This window comes from Vibrio echinoideorum (genome assembly GCF_024347455.1).
Taxonomy (GTDB): domain Bacteria; phylum Pseudomonadota; class Gammaproteobacteria; order Enterobacterales; family Vibrionaceae; genus Vibrio; species Vibrio echinoideorum.
The window spans coordinates 639709-656113 of sequence record NZ_AP025483.1; the positions used below are offsets into that span (position 1 = coordinate 639709).

Below are 16405 nucleotides of genomic sequence, written 5' to 3' on the forward strand. Positions count from 1 at the left end.
ATCGTTTTGTTTCTATCACCCAATAACTATGTTGGGTGGATTTATGTTGGCCAAAGAAAGCTTTGGCATAGAGGTAAAAAATGGAAAAGGTTCCAATGACAGTACGTGGCGCTCAAAAGCTACGTGACGAATTAGATCGCCTACTTAAGCTACGCCCTGTTATCTCAGCAGCTATCGGTGAAGCACGTGAACTAGGTGACTTGAAAGAGAATGCTGAATACCACGCAGCTCGTGAAGAGCAGGGTATCTGTGAAGCTCAAATTCGAGATATCGAATATAAGCTATCACTGGCTCAGATCATCGATGTAACCCAGATGGACAACACGGGTAAGATTATCTTTGGTACGACAGTGACTTTGGTTGATGTGGATACGGACGAAGAATTCCGTTACCAAATCGTTTCTGAAGATGAAGCCGAGATTAAAACGGGTCGTATTTCTGTGAAATCACCCATTGCTCGCGGTCTTATCGGTAAGATGGAAGGCGACGAAGTTCACATCTCTACCCCTGGCGGCGATAAAGATTTCGAAATTGACAAAGTTGAATACATCTAATTGAATTTGCTTTGTTTCTGATAAGTAAAAAGGTCGCTAATGCGACCTTTTTCGTTTCTCACGCTACACTAAAAGACAAACGCTATGGTTTTCTCTAAGTGAAGTTAGCTTATTATTAAGCTCGCTTATTTGCGTGGAATCTCGATTTTACGTGCTTCTGACTGACGGAACAGTACTAGAACTTTACCGATAGTCTGTACTTTCTCAGCTTTAGATTCACGTACAATTGCATCGATAATCAGTTGCTTAGTCTCACGGTCTTCTGATGCAACTTTAATCTTGATCAGTTCATGGTGGTCTAGAGCCAATTCGATTTCCGCTAGAACAGCTTCAGTAAGTCCATTTGCGCCCATTAGCACGACAGGTTTTAAACTGTGAGCTAGGCCCTTTAGATGCTGCTTTTGTTTGGTACTTAGGTTCATTACGCGGCCAATTTTATTTAGTATTAGGGTTGAAAAAACCTATTTTAACGCCATCTAAAGCTGAAGACTATAATTTATTCAGCAATTAGTACTTTCCTCCAATTTAGGTATCCAATGAGTAAACAGAAACACTCGGCCAGTTCAGGCCGTTGGTTGAAGGAACACTTCGACGACAAGTATGCAAACGAAGCTAGAAAAAAAGGTTATCGTTCGCGTGCTTATTTCAAAATGGAAGAGATTCAAACTAAAGATAAATTGCTGACTCCTGGAATGACCATTGTGGATTTAGGGGCAGCGCCTGGCGGTTGGTCTCAATATGCTGCTAAGATTATTGGAGACAACGGACAAATCATTGCTTGTGATTTGTTGCCAATGGACCCGATTGCAGGAGTGAGCTTTCTGCAAGGCGATTTCCGTGAAGAAGCTGTGCTAGAAGCTTTATTGGAACGTATACAACCAAACATGGTTGATGTAGTGATGTCTGATATGGCGCCTAACATAGCTGGCAATAATTCTGTGGATCAGCCAAGAGCTATGTATTTAGTTGAATTAGCTTTGGATATGTGTCGACAAGTTCTAGCTACCAATGGTAGTTTTGTTGTAAAAGTATTCCAAGGCGAAGGGTTTGACCAATATGTTAAGGACGTCCGTGAGATGTTTAAAACAGTCAAAGTGAGAAAACCCGACTCTTCTCGAGCTCGATCTCGTGAAGTGTTTATCGTAGCAACTGGTTACAAAGGTTAACGATTCTCTTCCAAGAGTGAGAGTTAACAACATGGCTACAGGTTACAAACTGTAGTACCCTACCTTTAATTACAATTAGTTATCGAGAGGCTTACACCTTGAGTGACATGGCAAAAAATTTAATTCTGTGGCTTGTTATCGCGGTTGTGTTGATGTCGGTATTCCAGAGCTTTGGCCCTGGGGAAAGTAACGGCAGAGCAGTAGATTACACCACGTTTGTACAGGAAGTTGGCCAAGGCCAGATTCAAGACGCACAGTTCAATAACAGCGAAATTACTTTCACACGTCGTGGCGGTGGTTCTAAGTATGTAACTTACATGCCTGTTTATGATCAAAAGCTACTTGATGACTTAATTAATCAAAACGTAAAAGTTCAGGGTACACCACCTGAAGAGCAGAGCCTGCTTGGCACTATCTTCATCTCTTGGTTCCCAATGATCTTACTGATTGGTGTGTGGATTTTCTTCATGCGTCAAATGCAAGGCGGCGGCGGCGGTAAAGGCGCGATGTCTTTCGGTAAGAGTAAAGCTCGAATGATGAGCGAAGAACAAATCAAAACGATGTTTGCTGATGTTGCTGGTTGTGACGAAGCAAAAGAAGACGTTAAAGAGCTTGTTGATTATCTTCGTGACCCAAGTCGTTTCCAAAAGCTAGGTGGTAAGATCCCGACAGGTATCCTGTTGGTTGGTCCTCCTGGTACTGGTAAAACATTGCTTGCAAAAGCGATTGCCGGTGAAGCGAAAGTACCGTTCTTTACTATCTCAGGTTCTGACTTTGTTGAAATGTTTGTTGGTGTCGGTGCATCTCGTGTGCGTGACATGTTCGAACAAGCGAAGAAAGCAGCACCTTGTATTATCTTTATCGATGAAATCGATGCTGTTGGTCGTCAGCGTGGCGCTGGTGTTGGTGGTGGTCACGATGAGCGTGAACAAACACTAAACCAAATGCTGGTTGAGATGGATGGTTTCGAAGGTAACGAAGGTATTATCGTTATCGCTGCGACTAACCGTCCAGACGTACTTGACCCAGCATTGCTTCGTCCAGGCCGTTTTGACCGTCAAGTAGTGGTTGGTCTACCGGATGTACGTGGTCGTGAACAGATTCTTAAAGTACACATGCGTAAGGTTCCACTATCAGGTGATGTTGAACCATCTCTGATTGCTCGTGGTACACCAGGTTTCTCTGGTGCAGACCTTGCGAACCTTGTGAACGAAGCCGCTCTATTCGCTGCTCGCGGTAACAAGCGCAATGTTTCTATGGTTGAGTTTGAATTAGCGAAAGACAAAATTATGATGGGTGCTGAGCGCCGTTCAATGGTTCTAACTGAAGAAACGAAAGAATCGACGGCTTACCATGAAGCTGGTCATGCAATTGTTGGTCGTTTAGTGCCTGAGCACGATCCAGTGTACAAAGTATCTATCATCCCTCGTGGTCGAGCGCTTGGTGTTACTATGTATTTACCAGAACAAGATCGTGTAAGTATGAACCGTCAACACCTAGAATCGATGATTTCTAGCCTATACGGTGGTCGTCTTGCTGAGGAATTGATTTACGGTTCAGACAAGGTATCGACAGGTGCATCAAACGATATTGAACGTGCCACTGATATTGCTCGTAAGATGGTGACTCAATGGGGCTTCTCTGAAAAACTAGGCCCTCTTCTTTATGCAGAAGAAGAAGGTGAAGTTTTCTTAGGTCGCGGAATGAGCAAAGCTAAACACGTATCGGATGAAACCACTCGACTTATCGATGAAGAGATTCGTATCTTAATTGATCGTAATTACGCTCGAGCGAAACAAATACTCGAAGACAATATGGATTTAATGCACTCAATGAAAGATGCATTAATGAAGTATGAAACGATTGATGCGGGTCAAATTGATGATTTGATGGATCGTAAAACCGAGATCCGTGAGCCTGCTGGTTGGGGTGAACAAGTAAAAGCAGAACCTGTAAAGGAAGAAGCCAAGCCTGAAGCTGAAGTTAAATCTGAAGAACAAGCTAAAGCCGAACCAGAAGCTGAAGAGTCGAAAGTTGAAGACGTTAAATCTGAATCAGATGATACTCAAAACAAAGATTCTTAATCGCTAAGCTATAAATTAAAACCCTGAGTACGCTCAGGGTTTTTCTGTTTATAGCTCAAGGTGTTTTTTTTACTCTTTAAGACCTGCCTTTCATGATATTAAAAGCAAACAATAAAACGCTCGTTTTAGACCGCCCACATGTAATGGGTATCCTCAATGTCACCCCTGATTCTTTTTCTGATGGTGGGGAATTCAGTTCATTAGATAATGCCTTACTGCGAGCTGAACGAATGATTCAAGCTGGCGTTAGCATTATTGACATTGGTGGCGAATCGACCCGTCCTGGTGCTCCGGAAGTTACCTTAGAAGAAGAGCTATCCCGAGTGATTCCTGCGATTAAAGCAATTCGTGCTAAGTTTGATGTCTGGATCTCTATTGATACCAGTAAAGCGGAAGTGATGCGCCAAGCTGTTGAGGTCGGCGCAGATCTGATCAATGATGTGCGCGCTTTACAAGAGCCCGGAGCCTTAGAAGCTGCCGCAAATGCTGATGTTCCTGTTTGCCTGATGCACATGAAAGGCCAACCAAGAACCATGCAAGCTAACCCAAGTTACGATGATGTGCTAACAGATGTGGAAGGCTTTTTGAAAGAAAGAGTTGAAGCTTGTGAAACTGTAGGTATCTCTAAAGAGAAACTGATTCTTGACCCCGGTTTTGGTTTTGGTAAAACCATTGAACACAATTACCACCTATTAGCACAACTTGATAAATTTCATAAGCTTGGGTTGCCAATTTTAGCTGGGATGTCGAGAAAATCGATGATCTTTAAGCTGTTGGACAAAGCACCGGCTGACTGCATGGTAGCAAGTGTCACTTGCGCCACGATCGCCGCAATGAAAGGTGCCCAAATTATTCGCGTCCACGATGTTGAAGATACGTTGGAAGCGATGAAAATAATCGAAGTGATGAATAACAATCACTAATAATTAAGGAAAATCAATATGTCTGATAAAAGACGTTACTTCGGCACAGATGGTGTGCGTGGCAAAGTAGGCCAGTACCCGATTACACCTGATTTTGTTCTGAAGCTTGGCTGGGCCGCGGGCCGTGTTCTTGCGAAACAAGGCACGAAGAAAGTGATTATTGGCAAGGATACTCGTATCTCAGGCTACATGCTGGAATCTGCGTTAGAAGCCGGTCTTGCTGCTGCTGGTCTTCAGGCTACTTTTACTGGCCCGATGCCAACACCTGCTGTTGCTTACCTAACACAAACATTTCGTGCGGAAGCCGGGATCGTTATCTCTGCGTCGCATAACCCATATTACGATAACGGCATCAAGTTCTTCTCTTCTGAAGGTACTAAATTGTCAGATGAAATTGAATTGGCTATCGAAGCGGAATTAGACAAAGATATCGAGTGCGTGGAATCTTCAGCATTAGGTAAAGCCGTACGTTTAAATGATGCAGCAGGCCGTTATATTGAATTTTGTAAAAGTACATTCCCACACAAAATGACGTTAGCGGGAATGAAGATTGTTGTCGATTGTGCACATGGCGCAACTTACCACATTGCTCCTGCTGTATTTAAAGAGTTGGGTGCAGAAGTGATTGCTATGGGCGTTGAACCTAATGGTACTAATATTAACCACGAAGTAGGCGCGACAGATGTACGTGCTCTGCAAGTGAAAGTCGTTGAAGAAAAAGCAGCATTAGGTCTTGGCTTTGATGGTGACGGTGACCGCATCATTATGGTTGATGAGTTAGGTAACAAGGTTGATGGCGACCAAATCGCTTATATCATTGCTCGTGATGCATTACGTCGTGGTGAATTGAAAGGCGGTGTTGTTGGTACATTAATGACGAACCTTGGTATGGAAAACGGGCTTAAGCAATTGGGTATTCCATTTGTTCGTGCCGCTGTTGGTGACCGTTATGTTATGGAACAACTGCAGGCTAAAGGTTGGAAGATCGGTGCTGAAAACTCTGGTCACGTTATTCTATTGGACAAAGTAACGACGGGCGATGCAATTGTTGCTGCGCTTCAAGTGCTGGCTTCAGTCGTTGATAGTGAAATGACACTAAACGAACTTTCTCAAGGTATGACTTTATACCCTCAAGTTCTAGAAAACATTCGTTTCAGTGGTGATTCAAACCCACTAGAAGCAGAAGCAGTTAAAGCTGCCGTTGTTGAAGTAGAAGCTGATCTTGGTGATAAAGGCCGTGTGCTATTACGTAAGTCTGGCACTGAGCCATTACTGCGTGTGATGGTAGAAGGTGAAGATGCAGAGCTTGTTCAAGCGTCGGCACTTAAGATTGCAGATGCGGTAAAAGCGAACTGTTAATTTAGCCTTAACTTTAACGGACACAATGAATTGCGTCTGTTATCAGAAGTGGTTGAGTTATATGAAGGTTAAAAGAGGCCCAAATGAGTTTTGTGTCGCTTTTGACCTTTTTTTGACCATTCACTTGGTAAAGGCTTATTTTTTAGCAAATTCTCCTTGTCAGCCTTCGCCTCATTCGCTAGTATTGCTCGGCCTTCAGTTAGGAGGTCGCTAGCCTTGTTCTTAAAAATAGTTTTTTGAACGGCGCTGGCTCAACAATTAGGAACATAGGTGGAAAAATGTTTACAGTTCTACTTGTGATTTACCTGTTGGCAGCGCTTGGTGTAATTGGCCTAGTGTTGATTCAACAAGGTAAAGGCGCAGATATGGGAGCCTCTTTCGGTGCTGGCGCTTCAAACACTGTGTTTGGTGCTGGTGGCTCAGGAAATTTCCTTACCCGAATGACTGCAGTTTTTGCAACTACATTTTTTATTCTTAGCTTAGTGCTTGGTAATATGTCTACACATAAAACTGAGTCACAATGGATTGACCCGACTCAAGGTCAGGTAATTCAGCAAGCTGATGATGCAGTGAGTGAAGTTCCGGCGCAAGGCGACGAAATTCCACAATAATCTGTAAAGATTTGATGCCGAGATGGTGAAATTGGTAGACACGCTAGCATGAGGTGCTAGTGCCTTAGGGTGTGAGGGTTCGAGTCCCTCTCTCGGCACCATGTTTACAAACTTGTAAAACATCTTGTTGGGCGTATAATGCTCGCAAGTCGGACGCGGGATGGAGCAGTTTGGTAGCTCGTCGGGCTCATAACCCGAAGGTCGTCGGTTCAAATCCGGCTCCCGCAACCAATTTCAATGCTATTATATAGCTTGTATTGGTAGCAAGTTTGCACAGTGTGAACCTCACTGTGAGTTAAGTGTGATATCCAATGTGATGGCACTTAACATATAAGGGTCCAGCAACAAAAACCCCGGTTTATACGGGGTTTTTTGTTATCTAAGCATTTGTAAATGCGTTTAGATAATGTTTGCTTGGAATTTAAATTGGGCTTTGAGCCCTTTTTTTGTTTCTGGAGTGGTTAAATGACTGGTTTAGAAAGACAACTTACTGAAATGCTTGACGCTCCAGTAGCAGCATCAGGTTATGAGTTAGTTGGATTAGAATTTATTCGTGCTGGTGAGCACTCAACGCTACGTATTTACATCGATTCACCAAATGGTATCAATGTAGATGATTGCTCTGAAGTTAGTCACCAAGTAAGTGCCGTAATGGACGTTGAAGATCCAATTTCAGTGGCTTATCACCTTGAAGTGTCTTCACCAGGTTTAGAGAGACCACTGTTCAAAGCAGAGCATTACCAACAATTTATTGGTCACGAGGTAAGCATCGTTTTGAAAATGGCTGTCGGCAACCGTCGTAAATGGAAAGGTGATATCCAATCTATTGAAGGCGAGACAGTAAAAGTATTGGTTGAAGGACAAGAAGAAGAATTCGTCCTTAGCAATATTGCGAAAGCTAACCTGATCCCTAAATTTTAGTTCTCCTAGAGAGATGAGCTTAAGAGGCTAGATTAATGAACAAAGAAATTTTGGCGGTAGTAGAAGCTGTTTCTAATGAGAAAGCAGTTCCTCGTGAGCGTATTTTTGAAGCGCTTGAAATCGCGCTTGCAACGGCAACAAAAAAGAAAAGCGAACTAGAAATTGAAGTTCGTGTTGAGATTGACCGTAAAACGGGTAATTTCGAAACTTTCCGCCGTTGGGAAGCTGTTGAGGAAGTTGAATTCCCAACAAAAGAAATCTCTATTGAAGCTGCAAAGTACGATGACCCAGAGATCGAACTTGGCGGTTTCATCGAAGATGATATCGAATCAGTAACGTTTGACCGTATTACGACTCAAACGGCTAAGCAAGTTATCGTACAAAAAGTACGTGAAGCTGAACGCGCTCAAATCGTTGAACAGTTTATTGATAACGAAGGCGAGCTAGTCACTGGCGCAGTTAAGAAAGTTAACCGTGATACCGTTATTCTAGACCTAGGTAACAACGCTGAAGCAGTAATCCTTCGTGATGATCAACTTCCTCGTGAAAACTTCCGTCCAGGTGACCGTGTTCGTGGCCTTCTATACGCAGTTAAACCAGAAGCTCGTGGTTTCCAGCTTTTCGTTACTCGTTCTAAGCCTGAAATGCTAGCTGAGCTATTCCGTGTTGAAGTACCTGAAATTGGCGAAGAGCTAATCGAACTTAAAGGTGCTGCACGTGACGCGGGTTCTCGTGCTAAAATCGCTGTTAAAACAAACGATAGACGTATTGACCCAGTTGGTGCGTGTGTTGGTATGCGTGGTGCACGTGTACAAGCGGTTTCTAACGATCTTGGCGGTGAGCGTATTGATATCGTTCTTTGGGACGATAACCCGGCTCAGTTCGTAATCAACGCAATGGCTCCTGCTGATGTTGCTTCTATCATCGTTGATGAAGACGCACACTCTATGGATATCGCTGTTGAAGCGGACAACCTAGCACAAGCGATCGGCCGTAGTGGTCAAAACGTACGTCTAGCATCTCAACTTACTGGTTGGGAACTAAACGTAATGACGGTTGCTGACCTTCAGAAGAAACACCAAGAAGAAGCAGTTGCTTCTATTGAAAACTTCATGAAGCACCTAGACATCGAAGAAGACTTTGCTCAACTGCTTGTTGAAGAAGGTTTCTCTACGCTAGAAGAAGTCGCTTACGTACCAGTAAACGAACTACTTGAAGTAGATGGTCTAGATGAAGGTATCGTTGAAGAATTACGTGGCCGTGCAAAAGATGCACTAACTACTCTCGCGCTAGCGAAAGAAGAAGCTTTCGACGGTGTTGAACCTGCTGAAGATTTGCTAGCACTTGAAGGCCTAGAGCGTGAAATGGCTTACAAACTAGCGGCAAAAGGCGTGGCAACATTGGAAGACCTAGCTGACCAAGGCGTTGATGAACTAGAAGGCATTGAAGACCTAACTACAGAGCGTGCGGGCGAGCTAATTATGGCTGCGCGTAACATCTGTTGGTTCGGCGACGAAGAATAACTCAGCAAGGAGAGAGAGCGGTATGACACAATTAACAGTTAAAGCACTGAGTGAAGAGATTGGTACGCCAGTTGACCGCTTAATTGAACAACTTGCTGATGCAGGCATGAAGAAAACAGATTCGGATCAAGTTACTGATTCAGAGAAGCAATCATTGCTAACGCACCTTAAAAAGGAGCATGGCGATACTTCTGGTGAAGCAGAACCGACTCGTTTAACTCTTCAGCGCAAAACCCGCAGCACGTTAAGTGTTGCTGCTGGAGGCGGTAAGAGTAAGGATGTTCAAGTAGAGGTACGTAAAAAGCGTACGTACGTGAAGCGCAGCACTATTGAAGATGAAGCGAAACGTGAAGCTGAGGAAGTAGCTAATCGTGAAGCGGAAGAGAATGCACAACGCGATGCTGAAGAGCAAGCGAAACGTGATGCTGCAGAGAAAGCACAGCGCGAAGTCGAAGAAAAAGTAACACGTGAAGCGGATGCAAAACGTGATGCTGAAGAGAAGACTCAACGCGCACAAGCTGAAAAGGCTAAAAAAGACATGAATTCAAAAAATGCAGACGCTAACGCACAAGCGAAAAAAGAAGCGGATGAACTAAAAGCTCGTCAAGAGCAAGAAGCAACTCGTAAAGCAGAAGCTGAAGCAGCTAAGCTTGTTGAAGAGGCTCGTAAGTTAGCAGAAGAGAACCAAGAACGTTGGTCTGAAGAAGAGAAGAAGAAGAAAGAGCAAGAGAAATCTGCGGATTACCATGTGACTACTTCTACTTACGCTCGTGAAGCAGAAGATGCGGCTGATAAAAAAGATGAGAAAGCTCCTCGTCGTCGCAAGAAGAAACCTGCTCCAGCAACTCAACCTAGCAATAACCGTGGTGGTCGTAACCAACGTGGTCGTGGCGGTAAAGGTAAGCTTGCTAAACCAACTTCAATGCAGCAAGGCTTTGATAAGTCAGCGACTGTTGCTAAATCTGACGTTGCTATCGGTGAGACTATTGTTGTTTCTGAACTGGCTAACAAAATGTCAGTTAAAGCAACTGAAGTTATCAAAGTAATGATGAAGATGGGCGCTATGGCGACTATCAACCAAGTGATTGACCAAGAAACAGCACAACTTGTTGCTGAAGAAATGGGTCACAAGGTAATCCTACGTAAAGAAAACGAACTTGAAGAAGCAGTACTAGCTGACCGTGATAACGATGCAGTTGCTGAAGGTCGTGCTCCTGTTGTTACTATCATGGGTCACGTTGACCACGGTAAAACTTCAACACTTGACTACATTCGTAAAGCACACGTTGCTTCTGGCGAAGCTGGCGGTATCACGCAGCACATTGGTGCTTACCACGTAGATACTGACAACGGTATGATCACTTTCCTTGATACTCCTGGACACGCGGCGTTTACCGCTATGCGTGCTCGTGGTGCTCAAGCGACAGATATCGTTGTACTTGTAGTTGCAGCAGACGATGGCGTAATGCCACAAACAATCGAAGCAATCCAGCACGCGAAAGCGGCAGGTGTTCCTCTGATTGTTGCTGTGAACAAGATCGATAAAGAGGGTGCAAACCCAGACAACGTTAAGAATGAGCTAGCTCAATACGACGTTATCCCTGAAGAATGGGGCGGTGAGAACATCTTCGTTCACATCTCTGCAAAACAGGGTACAAACATCGATGGTCTTCTAGAAGCTATCCTTCTTCAGTCTGAAGTTCTTGAGCTTACAGCGATTAAAGAAGGCATGGCATCTGGTGTTGTTGTTGAATCTCGTCTTGATAAAGGTCGCGGTCCAGTTGCAACAGTACTAGTACAGTCTGGTACTCTAAACAAAGGCGATATCGTTCTTTGTGGTCAAGAGTACGGCCGTGTTCGTGCAATGCGCGATGAAAATGGTCAAGACATTGAAACTGCAGGTCCATCTATTCCTGTAGAAATTCTAGGTCTTTCTGGCGTTCCTGCTTCAGGTGACGAAGCAACGGTTGTACGTGATGAGCGTAAAGCTCGTGAAGTTGCGAACTACCGTCAAGGTAAATTCCGTGATGTTAAACTAGCTCGTCAACAAAAAGCGAAGCTAGAGAACATGTTCGCGAACATGACGGCTGGCGAAGTTGCTGAGCTTAACGTTGTACTTAAAGCTGACGTTCAAGGTTCTGTAGAAGCTATTGCTGACTCTCTACTGAAACTGTCAACTGACGAAGTTAAAGTGAACATCGTAGGTTCTGGTGTTGGTGGTATTACTGAAACTGATGCAACTCTTGCAGCAGCTTCTAACGCTATCATCCTTGGTTTCAACGTTCGTGCTGACGCAACTGCGCGTGGTACTGTTCAGAATGAAAACCTAGATCTACGTTACTACTCAATCATCTACCAACTGATCGACGAAGTGAAACAGGCGATGGGCGGTATGCTTGCTCCTGAATTCCGTCAAGAAATCATTGGTCTTGCTCAAGTTCGTGACGTGTTCAAGTCACCTAAGATCGGCGCAATCGCTGGTTGTATCGTGACTGAAGGTATCATTAAGCGTAACAACCCAATCCGCGTTCTTCGTGAAAACGTTGTTATCTACGAAGGTGAACTTGAGTCACTTCGTCGCTTTAAAGATGACGTACAAGAAGTTAAGAATGGTTACGAGTGTGGTGTTGGCGTTAAGAACTACAACGACGTTCGCGTTGGTGACCAGATCGAAGTATTCGAAATCGTTGAGGTTCAACGTACTCTAGACTAACCAGTCTGTACGACTCGACATATTGACTAAAGTTACTAACATTACTCGTATAGGTAATAAGTAATCGGTTGTTGAATACACCATGGGGGGCTGGTTATTACCAAGCCCCCCATCTTTCTAAGTGAGAAAAGAAAATGTCAAAAGAATTTAGCCGCACACAACGTGTGTCTCAGCAGCTTCAAAAAGAGCTAGCACTTATCTTACAACGTGAAGTTCGTGACTCACGCATTGGTATGGTAACTATCTCAGACGTGGAAGTGTCTCGTGATCTTGCATACGCAAAAGTGTTTGTGACTTTCCTATGTATCGGTGAGCAAACACCTCAATCATGTCTTGCTGCTCTTAAAGAGCATGAAGTACCAGTTCGTATGGCTCTTGGTAAGCGTATTCGTCACCGCCTAACGCCTGAGGTTCGTTTTACTTATGACAACACTTTGGTAGAAGGCATGCGTATGTCTAACCTAGTAAGCGAAGTACTAAGCGACGACAAGCGTAAGCAAGAAGAAGCAGGCCGTACTGACGAAACTCAGTCTAAGGACGAAGAGTAATGGCTCGCCGTCGTAAAGGTCGCCCTATAAATGGGGTAATTTTATTAGATAAGCCTACGGGCATTTCATCTAATGATGCACTGCAAAAAGTAAAACGTATTTACTTTGCAGAGAAGGCTGGGCACACCGGTGCTCTGGATCCTCTTGCGACTGGCATGCTGCCAATTTGTCTTGGTGAAGCAACGAAGTTTTCTCAGTTTCTATTGGATTCTGATAAGCGCTACGTTGTGATCGCGAAGCTTGGTGAGCGTACCAACACCTCTGACTCTGATGGTGAAGTGGTTGAAACGCGTGATATTAATGTGACTCAAGAACAACTTGAACGCTGCATTGCAAGCTTCAAAGGTGAAACGGATCAGATTCCATCAATGTTCTCTGCATTGAAGTATCAAGGTAAACCTTTGTATGAATATGCACGTGCAGGTATCGAGGTTCCTCGTGAGTCTCGCAAGATCACCGTGTATTCTATTGAGCTACTTCGCTTTGAAGGTGATGAAGTTGAGATGGAAGTACATTGTTCTAAAGGTACCTACATTCGCACAATCACTGACGATCTTGGTGAAATGCTTGGCTGTGGTGCTCACGTTACCATGCTTCGTCGTACTGGCGTTGCAAAGTATCCATACGAGCGTATGGTCACTTTAGAGCAACTAAATGAGATCTTAGAACAAGCACAGGAGCAAGAAATTGCGCCTAAAGAGTTGCTTGATCCTCTGCTTATGGCAATGGATACCGCAGTGGAAGATCTACCGGAAGTTAATCTGAATGCGGAACTGACTGACCTAGTTCAGCACGGTATGCCAGTTCAGGTTTCTGGTGCTCCAACTGAAGGTACGGTTCGCATGACAAGTGGTGAAGAAAAGCTGTTTGTTGGTGTTGCTCATATTGCTGATGATGGCCGTGTCGCACCTAAGCGTTTGGTTGTTTTCAGAGATGAAGAACCACAAGCTTAGCGCTTAAGTCGAATCAGGTAGTAGCTGTTCGTGTTTAAAGCGATCAAATAATTCAGAAAGCGGGCTCTTAAATTAAGTGGCTCGCTTTTTTAGTTTTTAAGGTGTTCGATTGTTATTGCACCAATTCATAAACTTCCCTATAATCCTCGGCTCGCGTAGCGGCTGAATCAGAGATTGGCTGCTACAAATATAAACTTACTCTTATCAGGAGAGATTTATGTCTCTGAATGCAGAAACTAAAGCAGCAATCGTTGCAGAATACGCACAATCTGAAGGCGACACAGGTTCACCAGAAGTACAAGTAGCACTACTTACTGCTTCTATCAACCACCTACAAGGTCACTTCAAAGCACACAAACACGATCACCACAGCCGTCGTGGTCTATTACGCATGGTTTCTAGCCGTCGTAAGCTTCTTGATTACTTGAAAGGCAAAAACCTTACTCGTTACCAAGACCTAATCAAGCGTCTAGGCCTACGTCGCTAATAGCGATGTCTGCAAAGACAGTTTGAAGAAAAGGAGCATTTATGCTCCTTTTTTTGTGCCTGTAAGAAAATGTTTGACCGGATGCTCAGAATATCATCTGGCTTTTTCTGATAGGAAATATCTCTCCTAATAAAAATAGTTTATACTACGCCCGCCTATGCGTTTTCAACGCTGGGCAATCAACCTCTCAAGACGTTACAGTCACAGATGTCGGCCAATAGGTCGCGACTATTCAAAGGCGGATTTGGTCTTAATTCGGCGTATGAACTCATACAAAGAAGCATCATTCCCGAGTCCCTTTTTACTAGTCGCGATTGGTAATATCTTGAGTCATTATTCACTTAATCTAAAGTCATGACTTTAGAGCTAAGGATATACAATGTTTGAAAAACCAGTTGTAAAATCGTTCCAGTACGGTAACCACACCGTTACTCTAGAAACGGGCGTAATGGCACGTCAAGCTACTGCTGCTGTAATGGCAACTATGGACGATACATCAGTATTCGTTTCTGTTGTTGCTAAGAAAGAAGCTGTTGCGGGTCAAGATTTCTTCCCTCTAACAGTTAACTACCAAGAGCGTACATACGCTGCGGGTAAAATCCCAGGTGGTTTCTTCAAGCGTGAAGGTCGTCCTTCTGAAGGCGAAACGCTAACAGCTCGTCTGATTGACCGTCCAATTCGTCCACTTTTCCCAAGTGCGTTTAAAAACGAAGTTCAAGTTATCGCTACGGTTGTTTCTATCAACCCTGACGTAAACCCAGACATGATCACTATGATCGCAACGTCTGCTGCTCTTGCTATCTCTGGTGCTCCATTCAATGGTCCTATCGGTGCTGCACGTGTTGGTCACATCGACGGCGAACTTGTTCTTAACCCATCAAATACTGAGCTTGAAAGTTCTAAACTAGACCTAGTTGTGTCTGGTACAGAAGGCGCAGTACTAATGGTTGAATCTGAAGCAGATAACCTATCTGAAGAAGAAATGCTTGCAGCTGTTGTTTACGGTCACGACCAACAACAAGTTGTAATCAAAGCGATCAACGAGTTTGCAGCTGAAGTTGCAACACCATCTTGGAACTGGGAAGCACCTGCAGTTAACACTGAGCTTAAAGCTAAAGTTGCTGAGCAAGCTGAAACTCGTCTATCTGACGCGTACCAGATCACTGAGAAAATGGCTCGTTACGAGCAAGTTGGAGCAATCAAGAGCGACGTTGTTGAAACTCTAATTGCACAAGATGAAAACCTAGATGAGCGCGAAATCCGCGGCATGCTTGGTTCTCTAGAGAAAAACGTAGTACGTAGCCGCATCATTGCTGGCAACCCACGTATCGATGGCCGTGAAAAAGACATGATTCGTGCGCTAGACGTACGTACTGGTGTTCTTCCTCGTACACACGGTTCTTCTCTATTTACTCGTGGTGAAACTCAAGCACTTGTTACTGCAACGCTTGGTACACAACGTGATGCACAAATCATCGATAGCCTAATGGGTGAGAAGAAAGACAACTTCCTTCTACACTACAACTTCCCTCCATACTGTGTAGGTGAGACTGGTTTCGTTGGTTCTCCTAAGCGTCGTGAAATTGGTCACGGTAAGCTTGCTAAACGTGGTATCCAAGCAGTAATGCCTTCTGTTGATGAATTCCCATACACAGTTCGTGTTGTATCGGAAATCACTGAATCTAACGGTTCTTCTTCAATGGCTTCTGTATGTGGTACATCTCTAGCGCTTATGGATGCTGGTGTTCCAATCAAAGCTTCTGTTGCGGGTATCGCAATGGGTCTTGTTAAAGAAGGCGACGACTTCGTTGTTCTTTCTGACATCCTTGGCGATGAAGATCACCTAGGTGACATGGACTTTAAAGTAGCAGGTACTAACGCTGGTATCACTGCACTTCAAATGGACATCAAGATCGAAGGTATCACTAAAGAGATCATGCAAATTGCTCTTAACCAAGCGCAAGGTGCACGTAAGCACATCCTTTCTGTAATGGATGAAGCTATCTCTGGTGCTCGTGACGATATCTCTGAATTCGCTCCACGTATCCACACAATGAAAATCAGCTCTGATAAGATCAAAGATGTTATCGGTAAAGGCGGTGCAGTTATCCGTGCTCTTTGTGAAGAAACGGGTACTACGATTGAAATCGAAGACGATGGCACAATCAAGATTGCTGCTACTGAAGGCGCAGCTGCTAAAGAAGCTATCCGTCGTATCGAAGAGATCACAGCTGAAGTTGAAGTTGGCCGCATCTACCAAGGTAAAGTTGCTCGTCTAGCTGACTTCGGTGCATTCGTTACTATCCTTCCAGGTAAAGATGGTCTAGTACACATCTCTCAAATCGCTGACAAGCGTGTTGAGAAAGTGTCTGACTACCTAACTGAAGGTCAAGAAGTTCCTGTTAAGGTTCTTGAAATTGACCGTCAAGGCCGTGTACGTCTAAGCATGAAAGAAGCAGTTGAAACGCCTGTTGAAGGCGAAGCACCTGCTGCTGAGTAATTCTTAGTGTATTAATGGGAATATCGCTTTTTAGTGATTTCTAACCCATTGGTAAAAAAGCAT

At 44.1% G+C, this 16405-nt stretch carries 14 protein-coding genes and 2 tRNA genes; 15 read left to right on the plus strand and 1 reads right to left on the minus strand.

The genetic code is table 11. From position 1 onward, the window contains the following. Positions 1–80 precede the first annotated feature (80 nt). Positions 81–554: a transcription elongation factor GreA gene (gene greA / locus OCV36_RS03045; protein WP_017073082.1), complete on the plus strand. Its 474-nt coding sequence runs from the start codon at positions 81–83 to the stop codon at positions 552–554. A gap of 125 nt (positions 555–679) precedes the next feature. Here the strand turns inward: greA and yhbY are convergent, their stop codons facing one another. Next, positions 680–976 (minus strand): ribosome assembly RNA-binding protein YhbY, encoded by a 297-nt coding sequence (gene yhbY, locus OCV36_RS03050; RefSeq protein ID WP_004734509.1) that lies wholly within the window; start codon positions 974–976, stop codon positions 680–682. 114 nt (positions 977–1090) lie between these two features. Here yhbY and rlmE point away from each other — a divergent pair, with 114 nt between their 5' ends. The 14 genes from rlmE (at position 1091) to pnp (ending at position 16342) form a co-directional block, all read left to right on the plus strand. After that, positions 1091–1720, plus strand: a complete 630-nt coding sequence (gene rlmE, locus OCV36_RS03055) for a 23S rRNA (uridine(2552)-2'-O)-methyltransferase RlmE (protein WP_017073081.1) — start codon at positions 1091–1093, stop codon at positions 1718–1720. Positions 1721–1827: 107 nt separating this feature from the next. Then, on the plus strand, positions 1828–3804 hold the full coding sequence (gene ftsH / locus OCV36_RS03060; protein WP_135455887.1) for an ATP-dependent zinc metalloprotease FtsH: 1977 nt from the start codon (positions 1828–1830) through the stop codon (positions 3802–3804). A gap of 92 nt (positions 3805–3896) precedes the next feature. Continuing rightward, entirely contained in the window at positions 3897–4727 is an 831-nt protein-coding gene (gene folP, locus OCV36_RS03065; RefSeq protein ID WP_135455889.1) for a dihydropteroate synthase, read from the plus strand. An 18-nt stretch (positions 4728–4745) separates the two neighbouring features. Then, complete coding sequence (glmM, locus tag OCV36_RS03070) at positions 4746–6086, plus strand: phosphoglucosamine mutase (protein WP_135455892.1); 1341 nt, start codon at positions 4746–4748, stop codon at positions 6084–6086. Positions 6087–6364: 278 nt separating this feature from the next. Then, positions 6365–6697: a preprotein translocase subunit SecG gene (secG, locus tag OCV36_RS03075; protein ID WP_029224780.1), complete on the plus strand. Its 333-nt coding sequence runs from the start codon at positions 6365–6367 to the stop codon at positions 6695–6697. A gap of 16 nt (positions 6698–6713) precedes the next feature. Further along, positions 6714–6798 (plus strand) — tRNA-Leu (locus OCV36_RS03080). A gap of 53 nt (positions 6799–6851) precedes the next feature. After that, a tRNA-Met gene (locus OCV36_RS03085) sits at positions 6852–6928 on the plus strand. 234 nt (positions 6929–7162) lie between these two features. After that, positions 7163–7618, plus strand: a complete 456-nt coding sequence (gene rimP / locus OCV36_RS03090) for a ribosome maturation factor RimP (RefSeq protein WP_017072773.1) — start codon at positions 7163–7165, stop codon at positions 7616–7618. Between the two features lie 35 nt (positions 7619–7653). After that, complete coding sequence (nusA, locus tag OCV36_RS03095) at positions 7654–9141, plus strand: transcription termination factor NusA (protein ID WP_017072772.1); 1488 nt, start codon at positions 7654–7656, stop codon at positions 9139–9141. A 22-nt stretch (positions 9142–9163) separates the two neighbouring features. After that, the gene (gene infB, locus OCV36_RS03100; RefSeq protein ID WP_135455894.1) at positions 9164–11854 is read left to right on the plus strand and encodes a translation initiation factor IF-2; all 2691 of its coding nucleotides are present in this window, start codon (positions 9164–9166) and stop codon (positions 11852–11854) included. A 134-nt stretch (positions 11855–11988) separates the two neighbouring features. Then, positions 11989–12402 carry a 30S ribosome-binding factor RbfA gene (gene rbfA, locus OCV36_RS03105; protein ID WP_135455895.1) on the plus strand — a complete coding sequence of 138 codons (414 nt, stop codon included), beginning with the start codon at positions 11989–11991 and terminating at the stop codon, positions 12400–12402. After that, on the plus strand, positions 12402–13355 hold the full coding sequence (gene truB, locus OCV36_RS03110) for a tRNA pseudouridine(55) synthase TruB (protein ID WP_017072769.1): 954 nt from the start codon (positions 12402–12404) through the stop codon (positions 13353–13355). Before rbfA ends, truB begins: the two co-directional genes overlap by 1 nt. A gap of 217 nt (positions 13356–13572) precedes the next feature. Next, on the plus strand, positions 13573–13842 hold the full coding sequence (gene rpsO / locus OCV36_RS03115) for a 30S ribosomal protein S15 (protein ID WP_004734493.1): 270 nt from the start codon (positions 13573–13575) through the stop codon (positions 13840–13842). A gap of 379 nt (positions 13843–14221) precedes the next feature. After that, positions 14222–16342, plus strand: coding sequence for a polyribonucleotide nucleotidyltransferase (gene pnp, locus OCV36_RS03120; RefSeq protein WP_017072768.1), 2121 nt, complete (start codon positions 14222–14224; stop codon positions 16340–16342). The last annotated feature ends 63 nt before the right edge of the window (positions 16343–16405 follow it).